Annotated in this window: 20 protein-coding genes and 1 pseudogene; 6 read left to right on the forward strand and 15 right to left on the reverse strand. The window is 73.9% G+C overall.

The features are described 5' to 3' along the window. The 4 genes from EEJ42_RS44570 to EEJ42_RS44585 all read right to left on the reverse strand — a co-directional run. Positions 1–505 (reverse strand): DUF2797 domain-containing protein (locus EEJ42_RS44570; RefSeq protein ID WP_123107840.1); only part of this gene is annotated, 505 nt, incomplete at its 3' end. Next, positions 502–747 (reverse strand): DUF6332 family protein, encoded by a 246-nt coding sequence (locus tag EEJ42_RS44575; protein ID WP_123107841.1) that lies wholly within the window; start codon positions 745–747, stop codon positions 502–504. The genes EEJ42_RS44575 and EEJ42_RS44570, both read right to left, overlap by 4 nt. A gap of 36 nt (positions 748–783) precedes the next feature. Further along, positions 784–1518, reverse strand: coding sequence for a maleylpyruvate isomerase family mycothiol-dependent enzyme (locus tag EEJ42_RS44580; RefSeq protein WP_123107842.1), 735 nt, complete (start codon positions 1516–1518; stop codon positions 784–786). A gap of 49 nt (positions 1519–1567) precedes the next feature. Further along, positions 1568–2800: an MFS transporter gene (locus tag EEJ42_RS44585; protein ID WP_123107858.1), complete on the reverse strand. Its 1233-nt coding sequence runs from the start codon at positions 2798–2800 to the stop codon at positions 1568–1570. Here EEJ42_RS44585 and EEJ42_RS44590 point away from each other — a divergent pair. Further along, positions 2779–4044, forward strand: a complete 1266-nt coding sequence (locus EEJ42_RS44590; protein WP_184503568.1) for an ROK family protein — start codon at positions 2779–2781, stop codon at positions 4042–4044. The two genes, EEJ42_RS44585 and EEJ42_RS44590, sit on opposite strands and share 22 nt — an antisense overlap. 36 nt (positions 4045–4080) lie before the next feature. On the opposite strand, the gene EEJ42_RS44595 is transcribed toward EEJ42_RS44590, so the two are convergent. Continuing rightward, positions 4081–4668 carry a DUF4865 family protein gene (locus EEJ42_RS44595; protein ID WP_123107844.1) on the reverse strand — a complete coding sequence of 196 codons (588 nt, stop codon included), beginning with the start codon at positions 4666–4668 and terminating at the stop codon, positions 4081–4083. Between the two features lie 53 nt (positions 4669–4721). Next, on the reverse strand, positions 4722–5303 hold the full coding sequence (locus tag EEJ42_RS44600) for a TetR/AcrR family transcriptional regulator (RefSeq protein WP_246097818.1): 582 nt from the start codon (positions 5301–5303) through the stop codon (positions 4722–4724). 143 nt (positions 5304–5446) lie between these two features. Here EEJ42_RS44600 and EEJ42_RS44605 point away from each other — a divergent pair, with 143 nt between their 5' ends. After that, on the forward strand, positions 5447–5740 hold the full coding sequence (locus EEJ42_RS44605) for an SHOCT domain-containing protein (protein WP_123107846.1): 294 nt from the start codon (positions 5447–5449) through the stop codon (positions 5738–5740). Positions 5741–5952: 212 nt separating this feature from the next. Here the strand turns inward: EEJ42_RS44605 and EEJ42_RS53560 are convergent. Beyond that, positions 5953–6474, reverse strand: a pseudogene (locus tag EEJ42_RS53560) (ATP-binding protein); the annotation flags it as partial. Positions 6475–6660: 186 nt separating this feature from the next. After that, entirely contained in the window at positions 6661–6987 is a 327-nt protein-coding gene (locus tag EEJ42_RS44615) for a hypothetical protein (protein WP_123107848.1), read from the reverse strand. Between the two features lie 176 nt (positions 6988–7163). Between EEJ42_RS44615 and EEJ42_RS44620 the strand changes: the two genes are divergently transcribed. Next, positions 7164–8285 carry a PLP-dependent cysteine synthase family protein gene (locus EEJ42_RS44620; protein ID WP_123107849.1) on the forward strand — a complete coding sequence of 374 codons (1122 nt, stop codon included), beginning with the start codon at positions 7164–7166 and terminating at the stop codon, positions 8283–8285. A 30-nt stretch (positions 8286–8315) separates the two neighbouring features. On the opposite strand, the gene EEJ42_RS44625 is transcribed toward EEJ42_RS44620, so the two are convergent. Together EEJ42_RS44625 and EEJ42_RS44630 are read right to left on the reverse strand one after the other, a co-directional pair. After that, a complete protein-coding gene (locus EEJ42_RS44625) occupies positions 8316–8786 on the reverse strand; it encodes an SRPBCC family protein (RefSeq protein WP_123107850.1) in 471 nt (156 codons plus the stop codon). Between the two features lie 32 nt (positions 8787–8818). Further along, a complete protein-coding gene (locus EEJ42_RS44630) occupies positions 8819–9670 on the reverse strand; it encodes a DeoR/GlpR family DNA-binding transcription regulator (protein WP_123107851.1) in 852 nt (283 codons plus the stop codon). Positions 9671–9786: 116 nt separating this feature from the next. Here EEJ42_RS44630 and EEJ42_RS44635 point away from each other — a divergent pair, with 116 nt between their 5' ends. Then, positions 9787–12264: a hypothetical protein gene (locus EEJ42_RS44635; protein ID WP_425473067.1), complete on the forward strand. Its 2478-nt coding sequence runs from the start codon at positions 9787–9789 to the stop codon at positions 12262–12264. Here the strand turns inward: EEJ42_RS44635 and EEJ42_RS44640 are convergent. From EEJ42_RS44640 to EEJ42_RS44660, 5 genes are all read right to left on the reverse strand, one after another. Further along, a complete protein-coding gene (locus EEJ42_RS44640; protein ID WP_184503569.1) occupies positions 12234–14684 on the reverse strand; it encodes a right-handed parallel beta-helix repeat-containing protein in 2451 nt (816 codons plus the stop codon). The genes EEJ42_RS44635 and EEJ42_RS44640 overlap by 31 nt on opposite strands. A gap of 185 nt (positions 14685–14869) precedes the next feature. After that, entirely contained in the window at positions 14870–15472 is a 603-nt protein-coding gene (locus tag EEJ42_RS44645; protein WP_123107860.1) for an Rv1733c family protein, read from the reverse strand. 91 nt (positions 15473–15563) lie between these two features. Continuing rightward, entirely contained in the window at positions 15564–17330 is a 1767-nt protein-coding gene (locus tag EEJ42_RS44650) for a GAF domain-containing sensor histidine kinase (RefSeq protein WP_123107853.1), read from the reverse strand. A gap of 199 nt (positions 17331–17529) precedes the next feature. After that, a complete protein-coding gene (locus tag EEJ42_RS44655) occupies positions 17530–18417 on the reverse strand; it encodes a universal stress protein (RefSeq protein ID WP_123107854.1) in 888 nt (295 codons plus the stop codon). A 111-nt stretch (positions 18418–18528) separates the two neighbouring features. Then, positions 18529–18996 (reverse strand): ATP-binding protein, encoded by a 468-nt coding sequence (locus EEJ42_RS44660; protein WP_123107855.1) that lies wholly within the window; start codon positions 18994–18996, stop codon positions 18529–18531. A 209-nt stretch (positions 18997–19205) separates the two neighbouring features. Here EEJ42_RS44660 and EEJ42_RS44665 point away from each other — a divergent pair, with 209 nt between their 5' ends. Further along, positions 19206–19655 (forward strand): cyclic nucleotide-binding domain-containing protein, encoded by a 450-nt coding sequence (locus EEJ42_RS44665; RefSeq protein ID WP_123107856.1) that lies wholly within the window; start codon positions 19206–19208, stop codon positions 19653–19655. A 224-nt stretch (positions 19656–19879) separates the two neighbouring features. Further along, positions 19880–20599, forward strand: a complete 720-nt coding sequence (locus tag EEJ42_RS44670; protein ID WP_123107857.1) for a response regulator — start codon at positions 19880–19882, stop codon at positions 20597–20599. Positions 20600–20867 lie beyond the last annotated feature (268 nt).

Genomic DNA, 20867 nt, shown 5'->3' on the forward strand with positions numbered 1-20867 from the left:
CGGCGTACGGAAAGCGGTCCGGGACGCCGAGCGCGGCGCCCAGCACGGCCTCCGCGCGGCGCGCGGCCATCAGCGGGCCGCGGCCGAGCAGGGCGTACGAGAGCGCGGCCTGCTCCAGCAGCCGTACGCCCTTCCGCTCGGCCGCCGTGATGCCGACCTTCACCAACCCCGGCCCGAACCAGGCGAGATAGACGTCGTACGGGCGGGGGTCGTCGCCGCGGGTGTCGGCGGCGACCGAGTACGAACGGTCGAGCCGGGCGCAGTCCGCGCACTGGGCCGAGACGGCGGACGGCGCCAGCTCGGCGTCGTCCGGGCACGGGGTGTGCCGGGCGCCCCGGCGCACCCCGGTGCAGTGGCGCCCGGGCCCGGTGGTGAAGGCCAGCGGACGGTCCGGCGTCAGCGCGGACGTCCGCTCACCATGGGCCGGGTGGCGCCACAGGAGCACCGGTCCGGAGCCGCGGGACCACCGCAGCCCCGCACACCGCCACCGCCGGTCCCCGGTCATCCGCGCCGCCGCTTACGGGGCAGCCACAGCACCCGCATCACGCGGTAGGCGAACCCGGCGGTGGCCGCGGTGGCGGCCGCCGTCCGCCACGCGGCCTCCCCGGCCCGCCCCAGCTCGCCGAAGAGCGCGGGACTCGCGACGGCGACGAAGAGGACGGCCGCCAGCAAGGCGCCCGTGACCAGGGCGAACACAATCTCCACGGTGAGCGCGTCCCGCTCGGCCTGGCTACGGGGCCCCGTCATCCGGCATCAGTCCTCTCTCCGCCCACACATGTCCGCTCACACCCGCGACTGCTCCCGCCACACCTGCGCGAGCGACAGGTCGCCCTTGCCGCTCAGCGCGCTGTACGGCAGGCGGTTCCACGCCACGAGGTACAGCTCGCCGACCGGACCCGTCAGCTCGCAGTCCGCGTCCCCCTCGGCGCCGCGCGTGGTGTGCGGAGGTTCTTCGGAGAGCCGCACCGTCCAGACGTCGTCGGTGTCGGTGGCCCGCAGCCGCAGGGTGCGCGGGGTAGCCATCCGCACCCGGCTGCGCTCCCGCCCGTGGAAGCGGGTCAGCAGCTCGTCGATCCCGTCCGCCGCGAAGGCCGGGTCGAAGGGCGAGTGGTCCGCGCCCAGCGCCGATTCCGCGTCGACCCGGTGGATCGCCGTCTCATGGGCCTGCCGCCGGGCCCAGAACGCCAGCGGCGAGGGTGCGGGCAGGAAGGCGAGGCACTCCAGGTCCGGATCGGCGTCGGTGAGCGCCTTGACCAGCGCGCGATGCCCCTCCCGGAACCAGGCCACCAGCTCGGCGCCGTCCAGCTCCGGGCCGTCACCCAGCTGCATCCCCTCCGTCAGGCCCTCGGTGATGTACCGGGTCGCCCACCGGTGCACCCGCCCGGTGTGCGACAGCAGCTCCCGGACCTGCCACCCGGGGCAGGTGGGCACCCGGGCGTCCGTGCCCGCCTTGCCCGCGGCGTCGGCCATCAGGTGTCCCTCGTGGTCCAGGACGTCGATCAGCTCGGCAATCTCCATGGCGGAATTCTGCCAGCCACCACCGACATGCGGGGTGACCTGGCGGAATTCAACCAACCCCGGGGTGCGCCGCGTTTCGCGTGGCGTACGCGACGACGGCCGCGACCGCCGCCAGTGCCGCGACCGTGGTGAGCGCTGCGGGCAGCGAGAGCCAGTCGGCGAGGAAGCCGATCGTGGGCGGGCCCAGCAGCATGCCGCCGTAGCCGAGGGTGGAGGCCGCGGCGACCCCGCTGGGGCCGGTCAGCGCGCCGGCCCGGGCGATGGCCACGGGGAAGAGGTTGGCCAGGCCGAGCCCGGTGACCGCGAAGCCGAGCAGGGTGAGCCAGACCGTGGGCGCGAGCGCGCCCAGCAGCATCCCGGCGGCTGCCGTGGCGCCGCCCGCGGTCAACGTCGTGGTCTGGCCGAGCCGTTCGAGCAGGGCCGTGCCGGACAGCCGCCCGATGGCCATCGTCAGCGCGAAGACGGAGTAACCGGCGGCGGCGACCCCGGCGGACGCGTCGAGGTCCTGGTGGAGATGGAGGGCGGCCCAGTCCGCCATCGCGCCCTCGCCGTACGCCGTGCACAGGGCGATCAGGCCGAACACGGCGACCAGCCAGCGCGCGGGCCCCCGCCGCGCCCCGGCGGATGCCTCGGCCGCCGGGCTCGTCGTGGTTTCGGGCGGCGACGGCGGCGGAACGGAGAGCAGCGTCCGGCCCGCGCCCGCCGCGAGCACCAGCCCGACGGCGGCCAGCAGCGCCAGGTGGCGGGTGGGGGAGAGGTGGTCCGCGATCAGCCCGCCGAGCCCCGCCCCGGCCATGCCGCCCAGGCTGAACGCGGCGTGGAAGCTGGGCATGACCGGCCTGCGCAGCGCGGCGATGAGGTCGACGGCCGCGCTGTTCATGGCGACGTTGAGCCCGCCGAAGCCGGTGCCGAAGACCAGCAGCACCAGCCCGAGGGCGAGCGCGGAATGGGTCAGCGGCGGCAGCGTGACGCTGAGCGAGAGCAGCACGGCGAGGGCGACCGTCGTGGCGTGGCTGCCGAAGCGGCGGCAGAGCCAACCGGTGGTCATCATGGTGGCCGTGGCGCCCACCGAAACGCACAGCAGGGCCAGTCCCAGGGCGCCCGCGGAGGCACCCGTCTGGTCCTTGATCGCCGGAATGCGGGCCACCCAGCCGGCGAAGACGAATCCGTCGAGGGCGAAGAAGACGGTGAGGGCGGCGCGGAGTTGGGAGAGGGCGCGCTCCGGAGCGGCGGCGGCGCGTTTCCCCGTAATGGCCGTCCATGTTTTGTTTGGTGTCGGCACAAAGTGAGAATAGAGCCGTGACCCAGACACGGACAAGGCTCGAGCGGGGCCGGGGCGCTCTTGGCCCGGCACTGGCGCTCGTACACACCGGCCGCGCGCCCACCCGCGCGGTGCTCACGACCGAACTCGGGGTGACCCGCGCGACCGCGGGGGCCGTCGCCGCCGAACTGGAGGCCCTCGGCCTGATCGAGGTCGACGCGCGGCCGCTCGGCTCCGCCGGGTCGCAGGGCCGCCCGTCGCACCGGCTGGCGGTCGCGCCGCGCGGGCCCGTCGCGCTCGCCGCCCAGGTCCACGCCGACGGCTTCCGGGCGGCGCTCGTCGGGCTCGGCGGAAACATCGTCGCCACCGCCCCCGGCTGCATGACGGTGCCCGCCGACCCGGCGCACGTCATCGACGCGGTCGTCGAGGCCGGGGCCCAGCTGCTGCGCGAGACCGGCCGACGCTGTGTGGGCGCCGGGCTGGCGGTCCCGTCGGCGGTCGCCGAACCGGAGGGCACCGCGCTGAACCCGCTGCACATCGCCTGGCCCGCGGGCGCGCCGGTGCGCGAGCTGTTCACCCGGAGCCTGGCCGCGGCGGGAATCCGCGGCGCCGACGGGGAACCCCCCACCGGCCACGCGGGGAACGACGTCAACCTCGCCGCCCTCGCCGAGCACCGGCACGGCGCCGGGCGCGGCGCCCAGCATCTGCTGTGCGTCGCCACCGGACACCGCGGCGTCGGCGGCGCGCTGGTCCTCGACGGGCGGCTGCACACCGGCAGCGCGGGGCTCGCCCTGGAGGTCGGCCACCTGACCGTCAACCCCGAGGGGCCGCCCTGCCACTGCGGCAGCCGCGGCTGCCTGGACATCGAGACCGACCCGCTCGCCTTCCTCACCGCCGCCGGGCGCGACCCCGGCCCCGAGGTGTCCCTGCTCCAGCAGGCCCGCGACCTGATCCGCGAGGACTACGCCGACCCGTCCGTGCGGGCCGCCGCCGAGCAGCTCATCGACCGGCTGGGCCTCGGGCTCGCCGGGCTCGTCAACATCCTCAACCCCGACCGCATCATCCTCGGCGGCCTCCACCGCGAGCTGCTGGAGGCCGATCCGGAGCGGCTGCGGACGGTCGTCGCCGAGCGCAGCCTGTGGGGGCGGAGCGGGGGCGTGCCGATCCTGGCGTGCACGCTGGACCACGACAGCCTGGTGGGCGCCGCGGAGTTGGCGTGGCAGCCGGTGCTGGACGACCCGCTGGCAGCGCTGGGCGCGGCGTAGCCGCACCCGGCTACCTCAGTAGCCGCACCGGCTACGTCACCACTGCTGCCCCTCGGGGAGCGCGGCCAGGCCGGGGGCCGAGAGGTGGAGCACCTGGTAACGGTCGCCGGGCTCGTCGGACGGCGCGGCGTCGGCCCAGAGCGTGAAGCGCACCAGCTCCCAGCCGCGCGGGTCGATGCCGAGGGCCGCGGAGTGCACGCCGTCCGCGGCCGCCCGCCGCCGCAGCTCCTCCACCGCGCCGTCGACGGCCGTCGCGGTGTCCGCGGCGGCCGGGACCGGTGTGGTGTGGCGGACGGCGGTGCGCGGTGCGGTGCCTACGGCCGGGCCGCGGTGGAAGGCCAGCCCCTGCCAGTGTTCGACGACGGGGCGGCCGAAGTCCCGGGCGACGCCCCGGAATCCGGGACCCCACAGGAAGCGGTTCATGGCGTCCGGGGCGGACCAGAGGTAGAACGGCGCGTACGCGTTGACCGGTGAGCCGTCGACCCCGCGCTCGCGGATGCCGTACGCCTTGAGGCCGAGCCCCGGGAAGTCGTCCAGGAGCGGCCCCTTCGACTCCACCCGGCGCCGGATGATCTTCATGTCGTAGTCGGCGGGCAGCGTGATCCGGTACTGCATCGCATGCATGAGGCGGACTCTTTCCTTCTCCTGGAGCCTGGAATCCGGAACCTGGAATCGCCTTACCGGGAAGGGGAATCGGGCGCCCGGTAGGCGGTCAGCAGGGCGAGCAGACCTTCCACGGCGCTGTCGAAGGGCGCCGCCGACTCCGCCGCGCGGGCCAGGACGTAGCCGCCCTGTACGGTCGCGACGACCGTCGAGGCGGTGCGCTCCGGGTCCAGCCCGGCCGTGAACTCGCCGCCCTCCCGCCCCTCGGCGAGGACGTCCGCCAGCCGCCCGCGCAGCCAGTCCAGCGTCTCGTCCACCGGCTGCCGCAGAACCGGATCGGCGATCACGTCAGGGTCCATCGTCAGCCGCCCGATCGGACAGCCGCGCAGCACATCGCGCTCGCGCAGCAGATAGCCGCGGACACGGTCGTACGCGCCCCCGGGCCCGGACAGCGACGCCTCGGCGGTGGCCCGCATCTGCTCGGCGGTGCGGCGGATGGCCGCGAGCGCGAGATCGGGCTTGCCCGTGAAGTGGTGGTACATGCTGCCCTGGCCCGCACCCGCCCGCTGCTGGATCGCCTTGGGGCTGGTGCCCACGTAGCCGCGCTCCCACAGGAGTTCCCGGGCGCTCTCGATCAGCCGTTCCGAGGTGGTCATGCGATCAGTGTACATACCAGTAGGTACAGGCGGCGTACTCTCCGGGGACTACATGAACTGCCCCCGGCCGTACGACGACCCGGGCGCCGCCGGGCGGGACGCTCGGAAGCGACCTTGCGGAACCACCGAGGAGCGCGATCACCATGAACACCCTGGCGCACGGCTTCGCCGACGGACCCGGACCCGGTCCGTGGATTCTCTTCTTCCCTCTGATGTGGGCGCTGGTCGTCGGCGGCGGGCTCTTCCTGCTGCGGCGGGCGGGGTGGCGCGGACGCGCACCCCGGCAGCAGGGCCGTTCGGCGCTCGGCGAGCAGTCGCCGATCGTGGTGCTCGGCCGCCGCTTCGCGGCCGGTGAGATCGACGAGGACGAGTACTGGCGCCGTCTGTCCGTCCTGGACGAGCAGTTCGGCCGGCACGCCAAGGGCGGTGCCGGCTGAACGCTCGGGCCTCAGTGGGATACGGCCGACCGGGCGGCCGGTGCCCGCTCCCGTGCGGGCGGTGCGGAGGCCACCGCCGGTGCGGGGGCGGGCGCCGCCACGGGAGCCGGTGCGGACACCGGTGTCGCCGGGGATGCCGGGGACACCGGGCTCACCGGAGAAACCGGGGATACCGGGCTCACCGGCGATACCGGAGTCACCGGGGACGCCGGCGCCGGTGCGGAGGCCGGGGTGGGGGCCGTCACCGGGCGGGTCGCCGGGCTCGTACGGTGCGGCGGCGGCGCGGCGCGGCCCGCTGCGTACGCCGCGCGGGGCGAGCCCTTCACGGTGGCGGGCTGCGGCACGGCCAGGGTGAACCAGACGACCTTGCCGCTTCCGTCATCCCGTACGTTCATGCCCCAGGTCTGGCTGACCGCCGCCACCAGCGCGAGCCCCCGGCCGTGGGTGGAGACGGGGTCGCATTCGCGGACCCGGGGCAGCCGCGGATCCTGGTCGCGGACCGAAACCGTCAGCCGGTCCATCATGAGGGCGATCTCCACCGTGCACTGCTTGTCCGGCTCGGCGTGCCGGTGCACATTGGTGAGCAGCTCGGTGACACCGAGCGCCGCCGGGTCGATGAGCGGATCCAGATGCCAGTAGCGCAACTGCGCCGACACGATTCTGCGGACCTGACCGATCCGCGACGGCAGGGCTTGCAGCTCCACCGTGCAATGCCTGCTAGGACGACTGATCACGGCTGCGACTCCCTGAAGAAGTTGGGGCTAGCCTGATGCAGATGCGGGCGACGAACGCGTTCAGCAGTGGTGGCTGCCGTGCGCGACCGGTGGACCGGTTCTCAGCGTCACCACTTGTGGACCCTCAGTGATACTGATGCTCGTCCAGGGTCGGTCCCTCCGCGCGCATGCGCAACTCGGCCGCCTTCACCCCTTGCGGACGTGGCCCCGGGCGGAGCGGACCGCGTCGAGGAAGCGGCTGGCGGTGCCGGAGCCGGAGGGCTTGGCCGCGTCGTGCTGGCCGAGGGTGAGGCGATAGCGGGTGCCGTTGAGGGTCGCCATGGCCTGGTCGCCGTCCACGAACCACGGCTTGCTCGCCCGGACCGACTGCACGGGTGCGCTGTCGATCTCGCGCCCGTAGCTGGTCAGCAACTGGAGCCTGCCGTCCTTGATCGAGACCTGGCCGGCGCGGGTCACCGAGCGCAGGAATCGCTCGATCCGCACGCCCCTGGCGTTGAACTCGGTATCGGCCATCACGACCGCCTCCCCGGTGGCTCCGACTGGCAAGCACGCTGCTGCCTCATTCTCCCTGCTGCGCAGTGTGCCCGGGACCGGGCCGGGGCACCAGGGCGCACCGGGGTCCCTTTAGGATCGAAATGGACCGAGTATGCCACTCGGACCGGGCACGGGGCACAAGCACGAGGAGCGGCGTGGACAGTACGACGCGGGCGGTCGTCGACACGGTTGACGTGGACCGCAGCGACCACGACTACCGGGACTGGCTCAAGGAGGCCGTCCGGAAAGTGCAGGCCGACGCCCAGCGTTCGGCCGATACCCACCTCCTGAGCTTCCCGCTCCCGGAGCGCTGGGGGATCGACCTCTACCTCAAGGACGAGTCCACCCATCCCACAGGGAGCCTCAAGCACCGGCTCGCCCGTTCGCTGTTCCTCTACGGGCTGTGCAATGGCTGGATCCGCCCCGGCAAACCCGTCATCGAGGCGTCCAGCGGTTCCACCGCCGTATCCGAGGCGTACTTCGCGAAGCTGATCGGGGTCCCCTTCATCGCGGTGATGCCGCGCACGACGAGCCGGGAAAAGTGCCGCCTGATCGAATTCCATGGCGGCCAGTGCCATTTCGTGGACGACCCACGGAAGATGTACGAGGAGTCCCTCGCGCTCGCGGGCGAGTCCGGGGGCCACTACATGGACCAGTTCACCTACGCCGAAAGGGCGACCGACTGGCGAGGCAACAACAACATCGCCGAGTCGATCTACCAGCAGCTGCGGCTGGAGCGCTACCCCGAACCGGCCTGGGTGGTCGCCACGGCGGGCACCGGCGGCACCTCCGCGACCATCGCACGCTATGTGCACTACATGCAGTACGACACCCGGGTGTGCGTCGCCGACCCGGAGAACTCCTGCTTCTTCGACGGCTGGGTGCACCACGACGCCCACGCGTGCAGCGAGTCCGGTTCCCGCATCGAGGGCATCGGCCGCCCCCGGATGGAACCCAGCTTCGTGCCCGGCGCGATCGACCGGATGATGAAGGTCCCGGACGCGGCGAGCGTCGCCGCCGTGCGGGCGCTGGAACGGGTGATCGGGCGCAAGGCGGGCGGGTCCACGGGGACCGGCCTGTGGAGCGCGCTGAAGATCGTCGCGGAGATGGTCGCACAGGGGCGCACGGGGAGCGTGGTCACGCTGCTGTGCGACCCGGGCGACCGGTATCTGGACAAGTACTACTCGGACGCCTGGCTGGAGGAGCAGGGGCTGGACATCGAGCCGCACACGAAGGCGATCGACACCTTCCTGGTGACCGGGCACTGGCCGGACTAGCGCATCACCCGGGGAGGCCCGGGGGCGGCCTCAACCCGTCGTCAGTCGCCGGTCCAGGCACCGGACCGCGTCGTGGAACGCCTTCCGCAGCCCCGGGCGGAACGCCCTCGCCGAGCCCCGCATCACCGTCGTGCCGTCCAGCGCGAACGTGTAGCGCACCACGGTGCCGGAGTGCCACGGCACCAGCCGCCATTCCTCCAGCAGGGCCCGCAGCCCCGGCACGTTCGTCTCGTCGACGCGGTACGCGTATCGCTCGCACGGGTCCGACGCCATCACCGTCTCGCGGAAGCGGGTGCCGCCCAGGAGGCGGATCTCCCGCCCCGTCCCGTCGGCCGTGGGGCGGGCTTCGGTCACCTGCCGGAACCAGCCGGGCCAGCCCCCGACATCGGCCAGCGCCCCGAACACCGCCTCGGGCGGCGCCGACGCCTCGGCGGTGAAGGCGAGTCGGACCGGGGCGGTTCGGGTGTAGTCCAGCCCCACGGAACGCAACCGGTATGCCATGGGGCCACGATAGCCGCACGGCTGTCGCTCCGTCAGATGTCCGACGCGGTCTCGATCGGCTCGCCCGCCACCACCAGCTCCGGCAGATACTCGGCGATCTCGGCGCGCGCCCCGGCCGGCAGCCCCGGGTCCGTCACCAGCGCGTCCACCTGGTCCAGCGAGGCGAAGGAACTCAGGCCCACCGTGCCCCACTTGGTGTGGTCCGCGACCACCACCACCCGCCGCGCGGACCGCACGAAGTGGCGATTGGTCTCCGCCTCCGCCAGGTTCGGCGTGGACAGCCCGGCCTCGACCGATATGCCGTGCACCCCGAGGAAGAGCACATCGAAGTGGAGCGAGCGCACCGCGGCGTCCGCGACCGGCCCCACCAGCGTGTCCGACGGGGTGCGCACCCCGCCGGTGAGCACCACGGTGGCCGCCCCGGGGCGCGGCGCCGCCCCGCCGAGCGCCGCCGCCGACCGCTGCGCGTTGTAGAACACGTCCGCCACCCGGACCGAGTTGGTCACCACGGTCAGGTCCGGCACCTCCAGCAGCTGCTGGGCCAGCGCGAACGCCGTCGTACCCCCGGCGAGCGCGATCGCCGTGCCCGGGGTGACCATCGCCGCGGCGGCCTTGGCGATGTCCTCCTTCGCGGTCAGCTCCAGGCCCGACTTGGCCTCGAACCCCGGTTCGTACGTGCTCGCTTCGGCGACCGGCACCGCGCCGCCGTGCACCTTCTCCACCACGCCCAACCGGGCCAGTGCGTCCAGATCGCGACGGACCGTCATGTCGGACACATTGAGCTTGCGCGTCAGCTCGTTGACCCGCACTCCGCCGCGCCGTCTGACCTCGTCGAGAATCAGGGCGCGCCGCTGCTCGGCGAGGAGATTCTGGTTGTCGCTCACCCTGCCCGTTCCCTTCCGGTCGGCGCACGTCGCCCGCGCGGATATCTTCGCATGTGGGGCGGACAGCCGGTCCCCTGAGCACCGGGGGGTTACGATTTCGCCACGCCCGGCCCGTCATGCTCCGTGCCCCACCCCGCTGGGCACAATCCTGGAGCGGACACCGGGGGCGGAACGACCGCACGACACCGGGATCGGGGGGCACGGTGGCATCGACCACGGGCACGGGGACATCGGCAGCGGGGGCGGACCGGGCGCTGGGGGTGTCACCGCCACCACGGAACGGCACACCGCCCCCCGATCTGGAGCTCCTGGTCCACGGCGTCGGCGGCACCACGCCCCAGGAGATGCTGTGCGATCCGCGCACCACCCCGCTCACCGGCGACGAGACCGCGGCGGTCTACCGGCGCATCGACGACATCGACGCCGAGTCGCGGCCGGAGGACTACCGGGACGGCCCGGTCCGCGAGGCGTACGTCTGGTCCAACCTCACCTCCGGCAACAGCGCCCGCGCCCTGTGGCTGCTCCTGCTGCCCTTCATGGTCGTCAACCTGGCCCACTGGATGCGCCCCGCGGCCGACCGGCGGGAGCGCACCGTGCGCACCTACGGCCTGCTGGTGCGTGTCGTCGCGCTCAGCCTGACCGTGCTGCTGATCGCCGGGGCCTGCGAGGTGGCCCTCGACCTGGTCGCCTGGCAGTGCGCGGGCTCGGCCGACTGCGCCGACGGCACCTGGCTCGGCTTCCTGTCCGCCGGGGACGACGGCTGGTGGAGCCAGCCCGGCCGCCGCCTCGCGCTCACCGCCGTCGTACCGGCGGCCCTGAACGGCCTGCTGTGGTACCTGTCCAACCGCACCTGGAGCGCCTACGAGTCGCAGCCCCCGCTGGAGCTGCCGGTGGACGAGACCTGCGCCGAGTCGGGCAACCGCCCCGCGCTGTGCCTGCCGGGCTTCTGGTACGGCCGCCGGATCGTCGCCCGGCTGCGCGCCGCCCACACCGCCGCCGGATTCCTGACGATCGCCGCGGGCGTCACCGCTGCCACCGCCCGGTACGACCGCGCGGCGGGCGGCAGCGCCCTGCTGGACGCGGTCGGCTGGACCCTGCTCACCCTGGTGGTGGCCGGCGGGTGCGCGGTGGTGTTCGTGGTGTGCCGCCGCGGCCGCAGCGAGACCCGGGCCGACAGCGAGCTGGACCGCCTCACCATCACCGTGCTGCCCGGCGCCGCGCTCGGCGTGCTCGCGCTCGCCATGCTGTACGCGGGCTGGTCCCGCCCCGGCTGGGTCTCCCACGGGATGCTGCCCGGCGACCAGACCTTCGTCACGATCGCGGTCGTGCAGGGCGCCCTCATCGTGGCCATCGCGGTGTGCGCCCTCGTCCTGTACCGGGAGGCGCCCACCGAGCGCACCCCGCTGCGCGGGCTGGCCGGTCCCGCCGTCGCCATGCTCGCCTGCGGGCTCGGCTCGGTGCTCGCCGGAGGCATCGCCCAGCGCATCGCCGACTGGCTGGACGGCGGCGCCACCCCGGGCGAGGGCGGCACCATCGCGCCGCCCATCCTGCTGTCCTGGTGGGCCACGGCCATACCGGTCCTGCTGCTGATGATCCTGCTGCTCGCGGTGATCACCGCCCTGCGGGCCTGGCGGATCCGCGAACGGCTCATCCCCGGCGTCCTGGACGGCTATCCGGGCGAGCCCGCCGACGCGGTGCGCACCCGCCGGATCGCCACCACGATCGCCCGCGCCGGGCTCACCGACTCCAGCCCCTGGCTCGTCGGCCCCGTCGCCCTGTTCACCCTGCTGCTCGGCGGACTCGCGGTCGCCGGGACCTGGGTCACCAACGAGGTGCCGGGGCGGGCCGCCGACGACACCCCGAGCTTCGTGGACGCGGCCACGCAGACCGCCCAGGCGCTCGGCTCCTGGATGATGGGGTTCGCGGTCCTGATGCTCGTCACCTGGGCCCGCCGCGCCTACCGCAGCCCGTCGGCCCGGCGCACCATCGGCATCCTGTGGGACGTCGGCACCTTCTGGCCGCGCGCCGCGCACCCCTTCGCCCCGCCCTGCTACGCCGAGCGCGCCGTTCCCGACCTGACCTGGCGGATGGAGACCTGGACCCGCACCTACGGCGGCCGCCTGGTCATCTCCGGGCACTCCCAGGGCAGCGTGCTGGCCGCCGCCGCGGTCTGGCAGGTCGACCTGCGCACCCGCGCCCAGGTCGCGCTGCTCACCTACGGGTCCCCGCTGGAGCGGCTGTACGGGCGCTGGTTCCCCGCCTACTTCGGCCCCGCCCAACTGCGCTCGCTCCACGGCGAGGTGCGCTGCTGGCGCAACCTGTGGCGCTACACCGACCCCATCGGCGGGCCGATCCGGCTGCCCGACGGCACCGGGCCCGAGGTGGACTGCGACGCCTTCAAGGACCCGCTCGCGTACGGCCGCACCGCCGAACACCCGCTGCCCGCACCGATCCTGGGGCACTCCGAGTACCAGGCGGACCCGGCCTTCGACCGGGAGCGGGCCGCGCTGCTGGCCCGGCTCCCCGAGGGAACGTCCGGCTGCGCGGCCGTACCGAAACCGGCTCAGAGCAGTTCGGGCAGGTCCTCCGGGTAGAGCAGGGTGAGGTCGTCGGTGGTCGGGTCGCTCAGCTGGGCGACCCGGCCCGCGTGCCGCTCCACCATCGCCTCGAAGGTCTGCCGGGCGGTGCGGCCGTTGCCGAACGCCGGGCCCTTCGGGAGGGCTGTGAAGTACTTCAGCAGCGCCTCCGACGCGCCCTCGCCGATCCGGTACTCCTGGTCGTCGGCCTGCTGCTCCACGATCCGCAGCAGCTCCTCGGGCGCGTAGTCGCCGAAGGTGATGGTGCGTGAGAAGCGGGACGCCACCCCGGGGTTGACGGACAGGAAGCGCTCCATCTCCGCCGTGTACCCGGCGACGATGACCACCACCGAGTCCCGGTGGTCCTCCATCAGCTTCACCAGCGTGTCGATCGCCTCGCGCCCGAAGTCCCGGCCGGAGTCCTCGGGGGACAGCGCGTACGCCTCGTCGATGAACAGCACCCCGCCGCGCGCCCGGTCGAACGCCTCCTGGGTGCGGATCGCCGTCGAGCCGATGTGCTCGCCGACCAGGTCCACCCGGGAGACCTCCACCAGATGGCCGCGTTCCAGCACCCCCAGGGAGGCCAGGATCTCGCCGTAGAGCCGGGCGACCGTCGTCTTGCCGGTGCCGGGGGAGCCGGTGAAGACCAGATGGCGGCGGACGGAGGCGGCCTTCAGCCCGGCCTCCTGACGCCGCCGGCCGACCTCGATCATGTCGGTGAGGGCGCGCACCTCGCGCTTGACGCTCTCCAGCCCGACCAGCGCGTCCAGTTCGCCCAGCACCGTGGTGGAGGGCCGTACGGACACCGGCTCGGCGGCCGGGGTGCCGGGCGCGGCCGCCAGGGCCGGGGGCTGGGTGGCGCGCTGCGCCGGGATGCCGCCCAGCAGCCCGCCCGTCGAGGCGGCGGTCTCCACCGCGGGTGCCGGGAGGGCGGGGGCGGTCGCCGGGGTGGTGACGGCGCTGGTGGCGCTCTCGTCGCTGGTGCAGTCCTCGACGGCCGGGCCCGCCTCGGAGAACTCGTAACCGCCGCGCACGCACCGCTCGGTGCGGCACCGGGTCAGGGTGGTGCGGCAGCCGTCGATGATGTGGAAGCCGTAGCCGCTGCTGCCCGTCACCCGGCAGCCGGTGAACGTGCCGCGGCCCTCGGCGGACACATAGAACCCGGCCTCCGTCGGCGAGGAGACCGTGGTGCGCTCGACCGTCGGATCGGCGCCCTTGGTGACGATCACTCCGGTCGCGGCGCCGTCGATGGTGCAGTTCGCGAGGGTGCCGCCGCTGCCGTGATCGCGGAACCAGGCGCCGGTGGCCGCCTCCCGGATCCGGCAGTCGTCCAGCTGCGCGGTCGCCCCGTCGCTCACCGACACCGCCGTGTTGCGCACCTGCGACAGATCGCTGTCGACGACGTCCACGCGCGAGCCGCGGTCCAGCACGAACAGCGCGTCCGGGACCTCGCGCACCCGGCACGAGTCGAGCACGGCCGTGGCGCCGTCGCTCACCCACACCGCCGGATAGTCGCCCGTGCTCTCGTGCAGCTCGCACTGGTTGGCGTCCACCCGGGTGCCCGGGTCCCACACCGACAGGCCGTTGCGCCCGAACCGGCGCACCGTCGAGCGGGTCAGCGTCAGCACCGAACGGGACCGCAGGTCGACCGCGTTCTCCGGGACGTCGTGGATCTCGCAGTCCGCGAGCGTGAGCACGGCGTCGGTGTCCAGGTTGACTCCGTCGCCCGTCGTGCGGTGCACCCGGCAGTCGGTCAGGTGCCCGGTCGCCCGCGAGGAGACGGTCACGCCCGCGCCCCGGATCTCGTACACCTCGCAGCCGACGGCCTCCAGCGAGCTGCCCTCGCCGGTCAGCGAGACCCCGGACCCCGAGGAGTGGTGGATGCGGCAGCGCTCCAGGCGCGGGCGGGCGCCGCCGCGCACCGCGACGCCGGACTGCCCGGCGGCCACGACCTCGCAGTCCTCGAACACGCCGCCCGCGCCGTCCAGCACGCTCAGGCCCACGCCCGCCGGGTTGTCCACGGTGCAGCGCCGCACGGTCGGCCGGGCGCCGCCGCGCACCTCGATGCCGACGGCGGAGCGCGTCGCGACCCGCAGGTCCGTCAGCTCCGGAGTGCCCTCCTCGACCAGCAGCGCGGGCGACGCCGAGTCCATGCCCTCCACGTGCAGATCCTGGACCACCGCCGACGCGCGTATCGTCAGCGCGACGCCGTCGGCGGGCGCGATGCGCACCGAGCCGCGCGAGGAGCCCTCGGGACCGCGCAGGGTGACGGCCCGTCCCACCACCAGATTCTCACGGTAGGTGCCGGGTGAGATGGAGAGCACGTCGCCGTCCCCGGCGGCCTCCAGGGCCGCGGCGAGGGAGGCGTACTCTCCGGTGCGGCGCCGCCACCGCGACGTTCCGCTGTGCGTCACCTGGACGACCGAGCCCTGTGCCATGGTGCTGCTGTGCCCCCACCTCGTGCGAATGCCGGATGTGCGCGACTGTGCCGCTGTTCACGTGAAGGCCCCACCGTAGCGTGCGCGCGGCACGCCGAGTTGACCTGCCCGGAAGCCCGGTGCACGAGGTGTCCTGGTGACAAGGAACGTACCGGGGCAATACCCGGTCTACGGTACTGTCCGCGTCAGCTGTCCGCGTCGGCCCGGCCCCAATCCTGGCGAGCCCGCTCCCACGCGATGTCCCACTGGGCGTAACGACGGCGCATGAGCCGCCATACGACCAGCCGCCGGGCGCCGTCGACCAGACCCGCCGTCGCCGCGCCCGCGCCGATCCCCGCCAGCGCGGCGTGGGTGGCCGCGGTGGCCGAGTCCAGCGGACGGGCCCTCAGCCGGCCCTGGTCGTCGGTCCAGATACGGAACGTCTCGCCCGGGTCGGCGCTCGGTTGGGCGCCGAGCGTGCCCTCGTGCCTGCTGCCGTCCGGGCCCGTCCACTGGGCGATCACCCGGCGCTGGGCGTCGCGCGCGGAGGCGGTCTCGGGGTCGGAGTCTATGGGTGGCTGGGGCAGCACCTTGACCACGGTCGCTGCCACCAGATGGCGCTCGGCGCGCTGCTCCTGCGCGGTTCTCACCAGCGCACCGTGCGCCAGGGAACCCGCTGCCCAGCCCGCGGCCGGGGCCGCGAGCAGGATCAATACGGCGGCGACCAGTGCCGCCCACGCCTCTGCCAGGTCGGTCTTACGGCGCAGCGGGTTCCGCCGCCAGCGCCACAAGCCCTTGATCATTCGCATCATCCGCACGTCTTTCGACAATCCCCTTCCCCGTTCGTGGATACCGCATGGGAGGCCGGATATGCGCGAATTCGGAGAAGAGAGAGCCATATCACGGGCTGAGCCCTTTGGTCGTGCGGGTGGGGCCGTCGGGGGTTCGTGGCACGCGCCACACCACCCGGGTGCCGCCCGCCTCGGGGGTTTCGATGGTCAGCGTGCCGCCGAGCAGCTCGGCCCGCGACCGCATGTTGACCAGCCCTCCGCTGGGGGCCGCGTCGCCGATGCCCATCCCATTGTCGGTGACCGTGAGGACGACGTCGGCTCCGACCGTGAACCGCACGTCCACCCGCTGGGCCTGTGCGTGCCGGACGGTGTTGCTGAGCGCCTCGGCGAGTACCGCCAGCGCCTGGTCGCCGGTCTCGTCCGGCACGTCGGTGTCGACCGGTCCGTCCATCAGCAGCGACGGCGTGAAGCCCAGGGTGTCCGATGCCGACCGTACGGCCTTCACCAGCCGCCTCCGCAAGGTGGCCGGTTCGCCGTCCTCGTCCCCGACCGCCCGCAGCGCGAAGATCGTCGAACGGATGATCTTTATCGTCTCGTCCAGGTCGTCCACCGCCCGGCCGACCCGCTCACCCGCCTCCGGATGGTCGATCAGCCGACTCGCGCTCTGGAGCGTCAGCCCCGTCGCGAACAGCCGCTGAATCGCCAGATCGTGCAGGTCACGAGCGATCCGGTCGCGGTCGTGCAGCAGCGCCAGATGCTCGGACTCGGCACGGTGCCGGGCCAGTTCGAGCGCGAGCGCCGCCTGCGCGGCGAAGCCCGACAGCAGCTCCACCTCGTGGTCGTCGAACGCGGGCCGCCCCGCCAGCCGGCACAGCCGCAGCGCCCCCGAGGACCGCTCGTGGGCGACCAGGGGGACGGCCACCAGCGGGCCGAACTCGCTCTCCTGGTCCGGCAGCGGCCAGGCCCGCGCCCGGGCGTCGGTCCGTACGTCGCTCGCCACCGCGGGCCGTCCGGTGCGCACCGCGAGCCCGGCCAGCGAGCCGTCGGAGGGCACCACCAGACCGCTGATGCGCTCCGCGTCGTGCCCCTCCGCGACCTCCACCATCAGACTGTCCGTGCCCGCGGCGGGCAGCAGGATGGCCGCCGAATCGGCCAGCGAGACCTGGAGGGCCAGCCGGGCGATCAGGCTCAGCACCTCGGCCGCCGGAGTGCCCGCCAGCAGCGTGCGGGTGATCACCCCCAGCGCCTCGAGCCACTGCTCGCGGCGGCGGCTCTCGTGGTACAGCCGGGCGTTGTCGATGGCCACCCCGGCGGCGACCGACAGGGTGGTCAGCACCGCCTCGTCGTCCGGGTCGAACTGGGCGCCGCCGCGCTTCTCCGTCAGGTACAGATTGCCGAACACCTGGTCCCGGACCCGGATCGGCACCCCCAGGAACGAGCGCATCGGCGGATGGTCCGCCGGGAAGCCATGGCTCGCCGGGTGCTCGGACAGATCGGTCAGCCGCAGCGGCTGTGGATGGCGGATCAGCTCGCCCAGCAGACCGTGGCCGCTCGGCAGCGGGCCGATCCGCCGCGCGAGGTCCTCCGATATGCCCACCGTCAGGAACTGCGACAACCGGTTGCTGTCGACCACGCCCAGCGCCCCGTACTGCGCGTCCGCCAGCACCACCGCCGACTCCACGATCCGCCGCAGCACCTGCTCCAGGTCCAGCTCGCGGCCCACGCTCAGCACCGCCTCCAGCAGGCTGTGCATCCGCCCCTGCGTGGACCGGGCGGCGTCCAGCCGCGCTTGGAGCTCGTCGAGAAGCTGATCCAGCCGGAGTTGAGGCAGAGCAGGATGACGCCCCTGACCCCCAGACACCTGAAACCCCCCCATTTTTGAGGCTCGGTTCGCCCCGGGGCGCCTCAGCCCCTGTCGACGGTCGACCGTGCTCGGCCCCTCGCGCGGCGGAGCCGCATATCGATGCGAGCCCTCGGGGCCTGCGCGCGCTCTCCCTTTCGACAGCGGCGCGCCCCGTCCGGCTCACTCGCCGTGTTGCCGCCCCCGGACACATGATATCGAGGTGCAGGGGCCGTCAGGGCTGCGGGATCACCGCCACCGGGCAGCGGGCGTGGTGCAGCACGGCGTGGTTGACCAGGCCCAGCTGCATCCCGAAGTGGCCCTGCCGCCGCCGGGCGCCCACCACCAGCAGGTCCGCCTGGTCCGACGCGTCCAGCAGCGCCTTGCGGGCCGGGCCCTCGACCGCGCGGTAGGCCACCGGCACGGGCGGCCGCGCCATCTCCGTGACCCCGCCCAGCGCCTCGTCCAGCAGCTCGGCGGCGTGCCGGGCGTGGTCCTCGTGCGGCCCGTGGTCGTCCGGCCCCGCGCAGCGCCAGGCGTGCACCGCCTCCAGCTCGCAGCCGAGAAGCCGGGCCTCCCGGAGCGCGAAGGCGACGGCGGGGGAGGGCGGGGGGTGTTCGTGCTCACCCGGGCGCTCGCGTTCGGCGATGCCCACCGCGACGCGACGCATCCGGCCGTACCCGCCCTCCGGGCGGCCGCGGACGACGACCACCGGGCAGGCCGCGCGCGCCGCGATGCCCAGCCCGACCGAGCCCAGCAGCAGGGACGCGAACTCGCCGCGCCCCCGCGACCCGACGACCACCGCCTCCGCGCTCTGCCCGGCGCGCAGCAGGGCGGTCACCGGGTCGTCGGCCGCCAGATCGGTCATCACCTTCAGGGCGGGGGCGCGCCGCCCGGCCCGCTCGGCGGCGGTGGCCAGCACGGTCTCGCTGTGCAGGCGCTCGGTGGGACGGTCGGCGGCCGTGGCGGGGACGTAGCCCTCGTACCGCTCCCACAGGGAGGCGTGCACGATGCGCAGGGGGAGCCGCCGCCGGGCCGCCATCGCGGCGGCCCAGTCCAGCGCGTCGGAGGCGGCGTCCGAACCGTCGACCCCGACGACCACGGGAAGCTCCACCGTGCCCACCGCCTCTCCTGTCGGCACCTGGCTGTATTCCCGCTCATTGTCCCGTCGAAGCGGCGGCCATGACGCGGTATCGGGGCACCGGGAGTAACGGCCTTCTCCAGGCGGTGTCCCCTAACGCAGCCGCATGGCGAGCGTCACGACGGCGCCCATGGCCCCGGCGCTGATCACCAGCCGGTCGGTGACCAGGCGGGTCAGCCAGAGCCCGCGGCCGCTGGTCGCGCCGTCCAGGCCGGGCAGGATCTGCGGGATGACGTCCTCGGAGAAGCCGGGGCCGGAGTCGCTGATCCGGCACTCCAGCTCGTCGCCCACCCGCCGCAGCAGCAGGGAGCCCGTCCCGCCCGCGTGTTCGATCGCGTTGCTGGCGATTTCGTCGACGGCGAGGACGAAGTCACCGCGGCGGGTCTCGCTGAGCCCGGCCCAGGCGGCGCACTCCTCCACGAGGACGCGCAGCCGCGGCAGCTCGCCGGCGGTGAAGCGGCGGTGCAGCAGATGTTCCAGGTGTGCTCCGGCTCGGTTGGCGGACCGACGGAGAGAGTCGGCTGGCACCAGGGCCTCCCGGGTGACGAGGACGAGCGACATCAGGGTCGGTGAAGGAGCCGAGGGTATGGGGTGCGGGGCGCCATCGGGAGGCGTGAACACAAATGGCGTGTCATATCGGCAACTCGACAGGAAATGACTAAAGGAGAGTCGGTACGCGCTCATCGGCGTATCGCTTTGGATCGGCGGCCGCTCGCACGCACGGTCACCGCCGAGGGGCGAGGCGGGGGAGGAGACGGCAGAGTGAGGCCATGATGGGACTTCTGGGCGCACTGAAGACCGAGCACCGCGAGCGCCTGATGGCGCTCGCCCACGAGGTGTCCTTCCCCTCGGGCGGCCGCATCTTCGAGGAGGGCCGGAAGGCCGACCGCTTCTGGGTCATCCGCACCGGCGCGGTCACCCTCGACCTGCGGGTCCCGGGCCGCCGGGCCGCGGTGATCGAGACCCTGGGCCCCGGCGAGCTGATCGGCTGGTCATGGCTGTTCCCGCCGGACACCTGGCACCTGGGCGCGGAGGCGCTCAGCCCGGTGCGCGCGTACGAGTTCGACGCGGAGTCGGTACGTCGGCTGTGCGACGAGGACCCGGAGCTGGGCTACTCGCTCGCGCTGGCCTGCGCACAGGTGATCGGGCGCCGCCTCCAGGCCGCCCGCAGCCGCCTGCTGGACCTGTACGGGCCGTACGCGGGCGGCATGTCCCCCTGAGCGTCTCCCTGGCCGTCCCCTGGCCGTGCCCTGACCGTCCCCTGATCGGGACGGGAACCGCGTGCTGACGCCGCCGGGCGGGCCGGACTGCGTATCGTCGGCACCGCTGATCGCGGAGCGGCGCGCCGGAGGGCCGAATGGCCCCTTACGCCTCCGCGCGGCAGGACGTAAGAGTGGGCAACCGGATCACGACCGGCGCCCCGCGCGCTACGGAGGAGAGGGCAGTGCCCGAGACAGCCGACACCGCCGATGCCGGGGGAGTCGACGCTCCCGCCGAGCCCATCGGGGTCTTCCTGCTCGACGACCACGAGGTGGTGCGACGGGGCTTGCGCGACCTGCTGGACGCGGAGCCCGACCTCACGGTCGTCGGCGAGGCGGCGAGCGCCCGCGAGGCCATCGCCCGCGCCCCCGCCGTACGGCCCCGCGTGGCGGTGCTCGACGTACGGCTGGGCGGGGCGGGGGAAAGCGCCGACCACGAAGGGATCGCGGTCTGCCGGGAGTTGCGGGCCCGGCTGCCGGAGCTGGCCTGCCTGATGCTGACGTCCTTCGACGACGACGAGGCGCTCTTCGACGCCATCATGGCCGGGGCCGCGGGCTATGTGCTCAAGCAGATCAACGGCTCCGACCTGGTGTCCGCCGTACGCACCGTGGCGGGCGGCCGGTCCATGCTCGACCCGGGCGCGACCGCCCGCGTCATGGCCCGGCTCCGCGGACCCCAGCCCAGCACGCCCGACGAGCTGGAGCGGCTCTCCCCGCGCGAACGGGAGATCCTGGAGCTGATCGGGGACGGGCTGACCAACCGGCAGATCGCCGAGCGGCTCTTCCTCGCCGAGAAGACCGTCAAGAACCGGATCTCCTCGATCCTGTCCAAGCTGGGCGTCGGGCGGCGGATCCAGGCCGCGGTGATCGCCGAGCGGATCAGGGAGCGCGAGACGGGGCAGTGAGGGGGAGCCCCGGACGGGGCGGTGCGGCGGGCGCCGGGGTCGCGGGGGGCACGAGGCCGGCTCCCCATCCGGCCCCGCACCCCACGCCGAACGGGGTCGGCCGATCATGGAGGCTCATCACCGCAGTGGAGTGAGAGCCCGGCTGCCCCGTGGTCAACCGGCTCACACCGCCCCCACCATCCCGCGTCCCGCCTCGGCGGGGGAGGGCCGAACGGCCCCTGGCCCGGGGCCGGATGGGCCGCCGCGCGGCGCGCCCGGGTCGCCCGCC

This window comes from Streptomyces botrytidirepellens (genome assembly GCF_003721215.1).
Classification (GTDB): Bacteria; Actinomycetota; Actinomycetes; order Streptomycetales; family Streptomycetaceae; genus Streptomyces; species Streptomyces himastatinicus.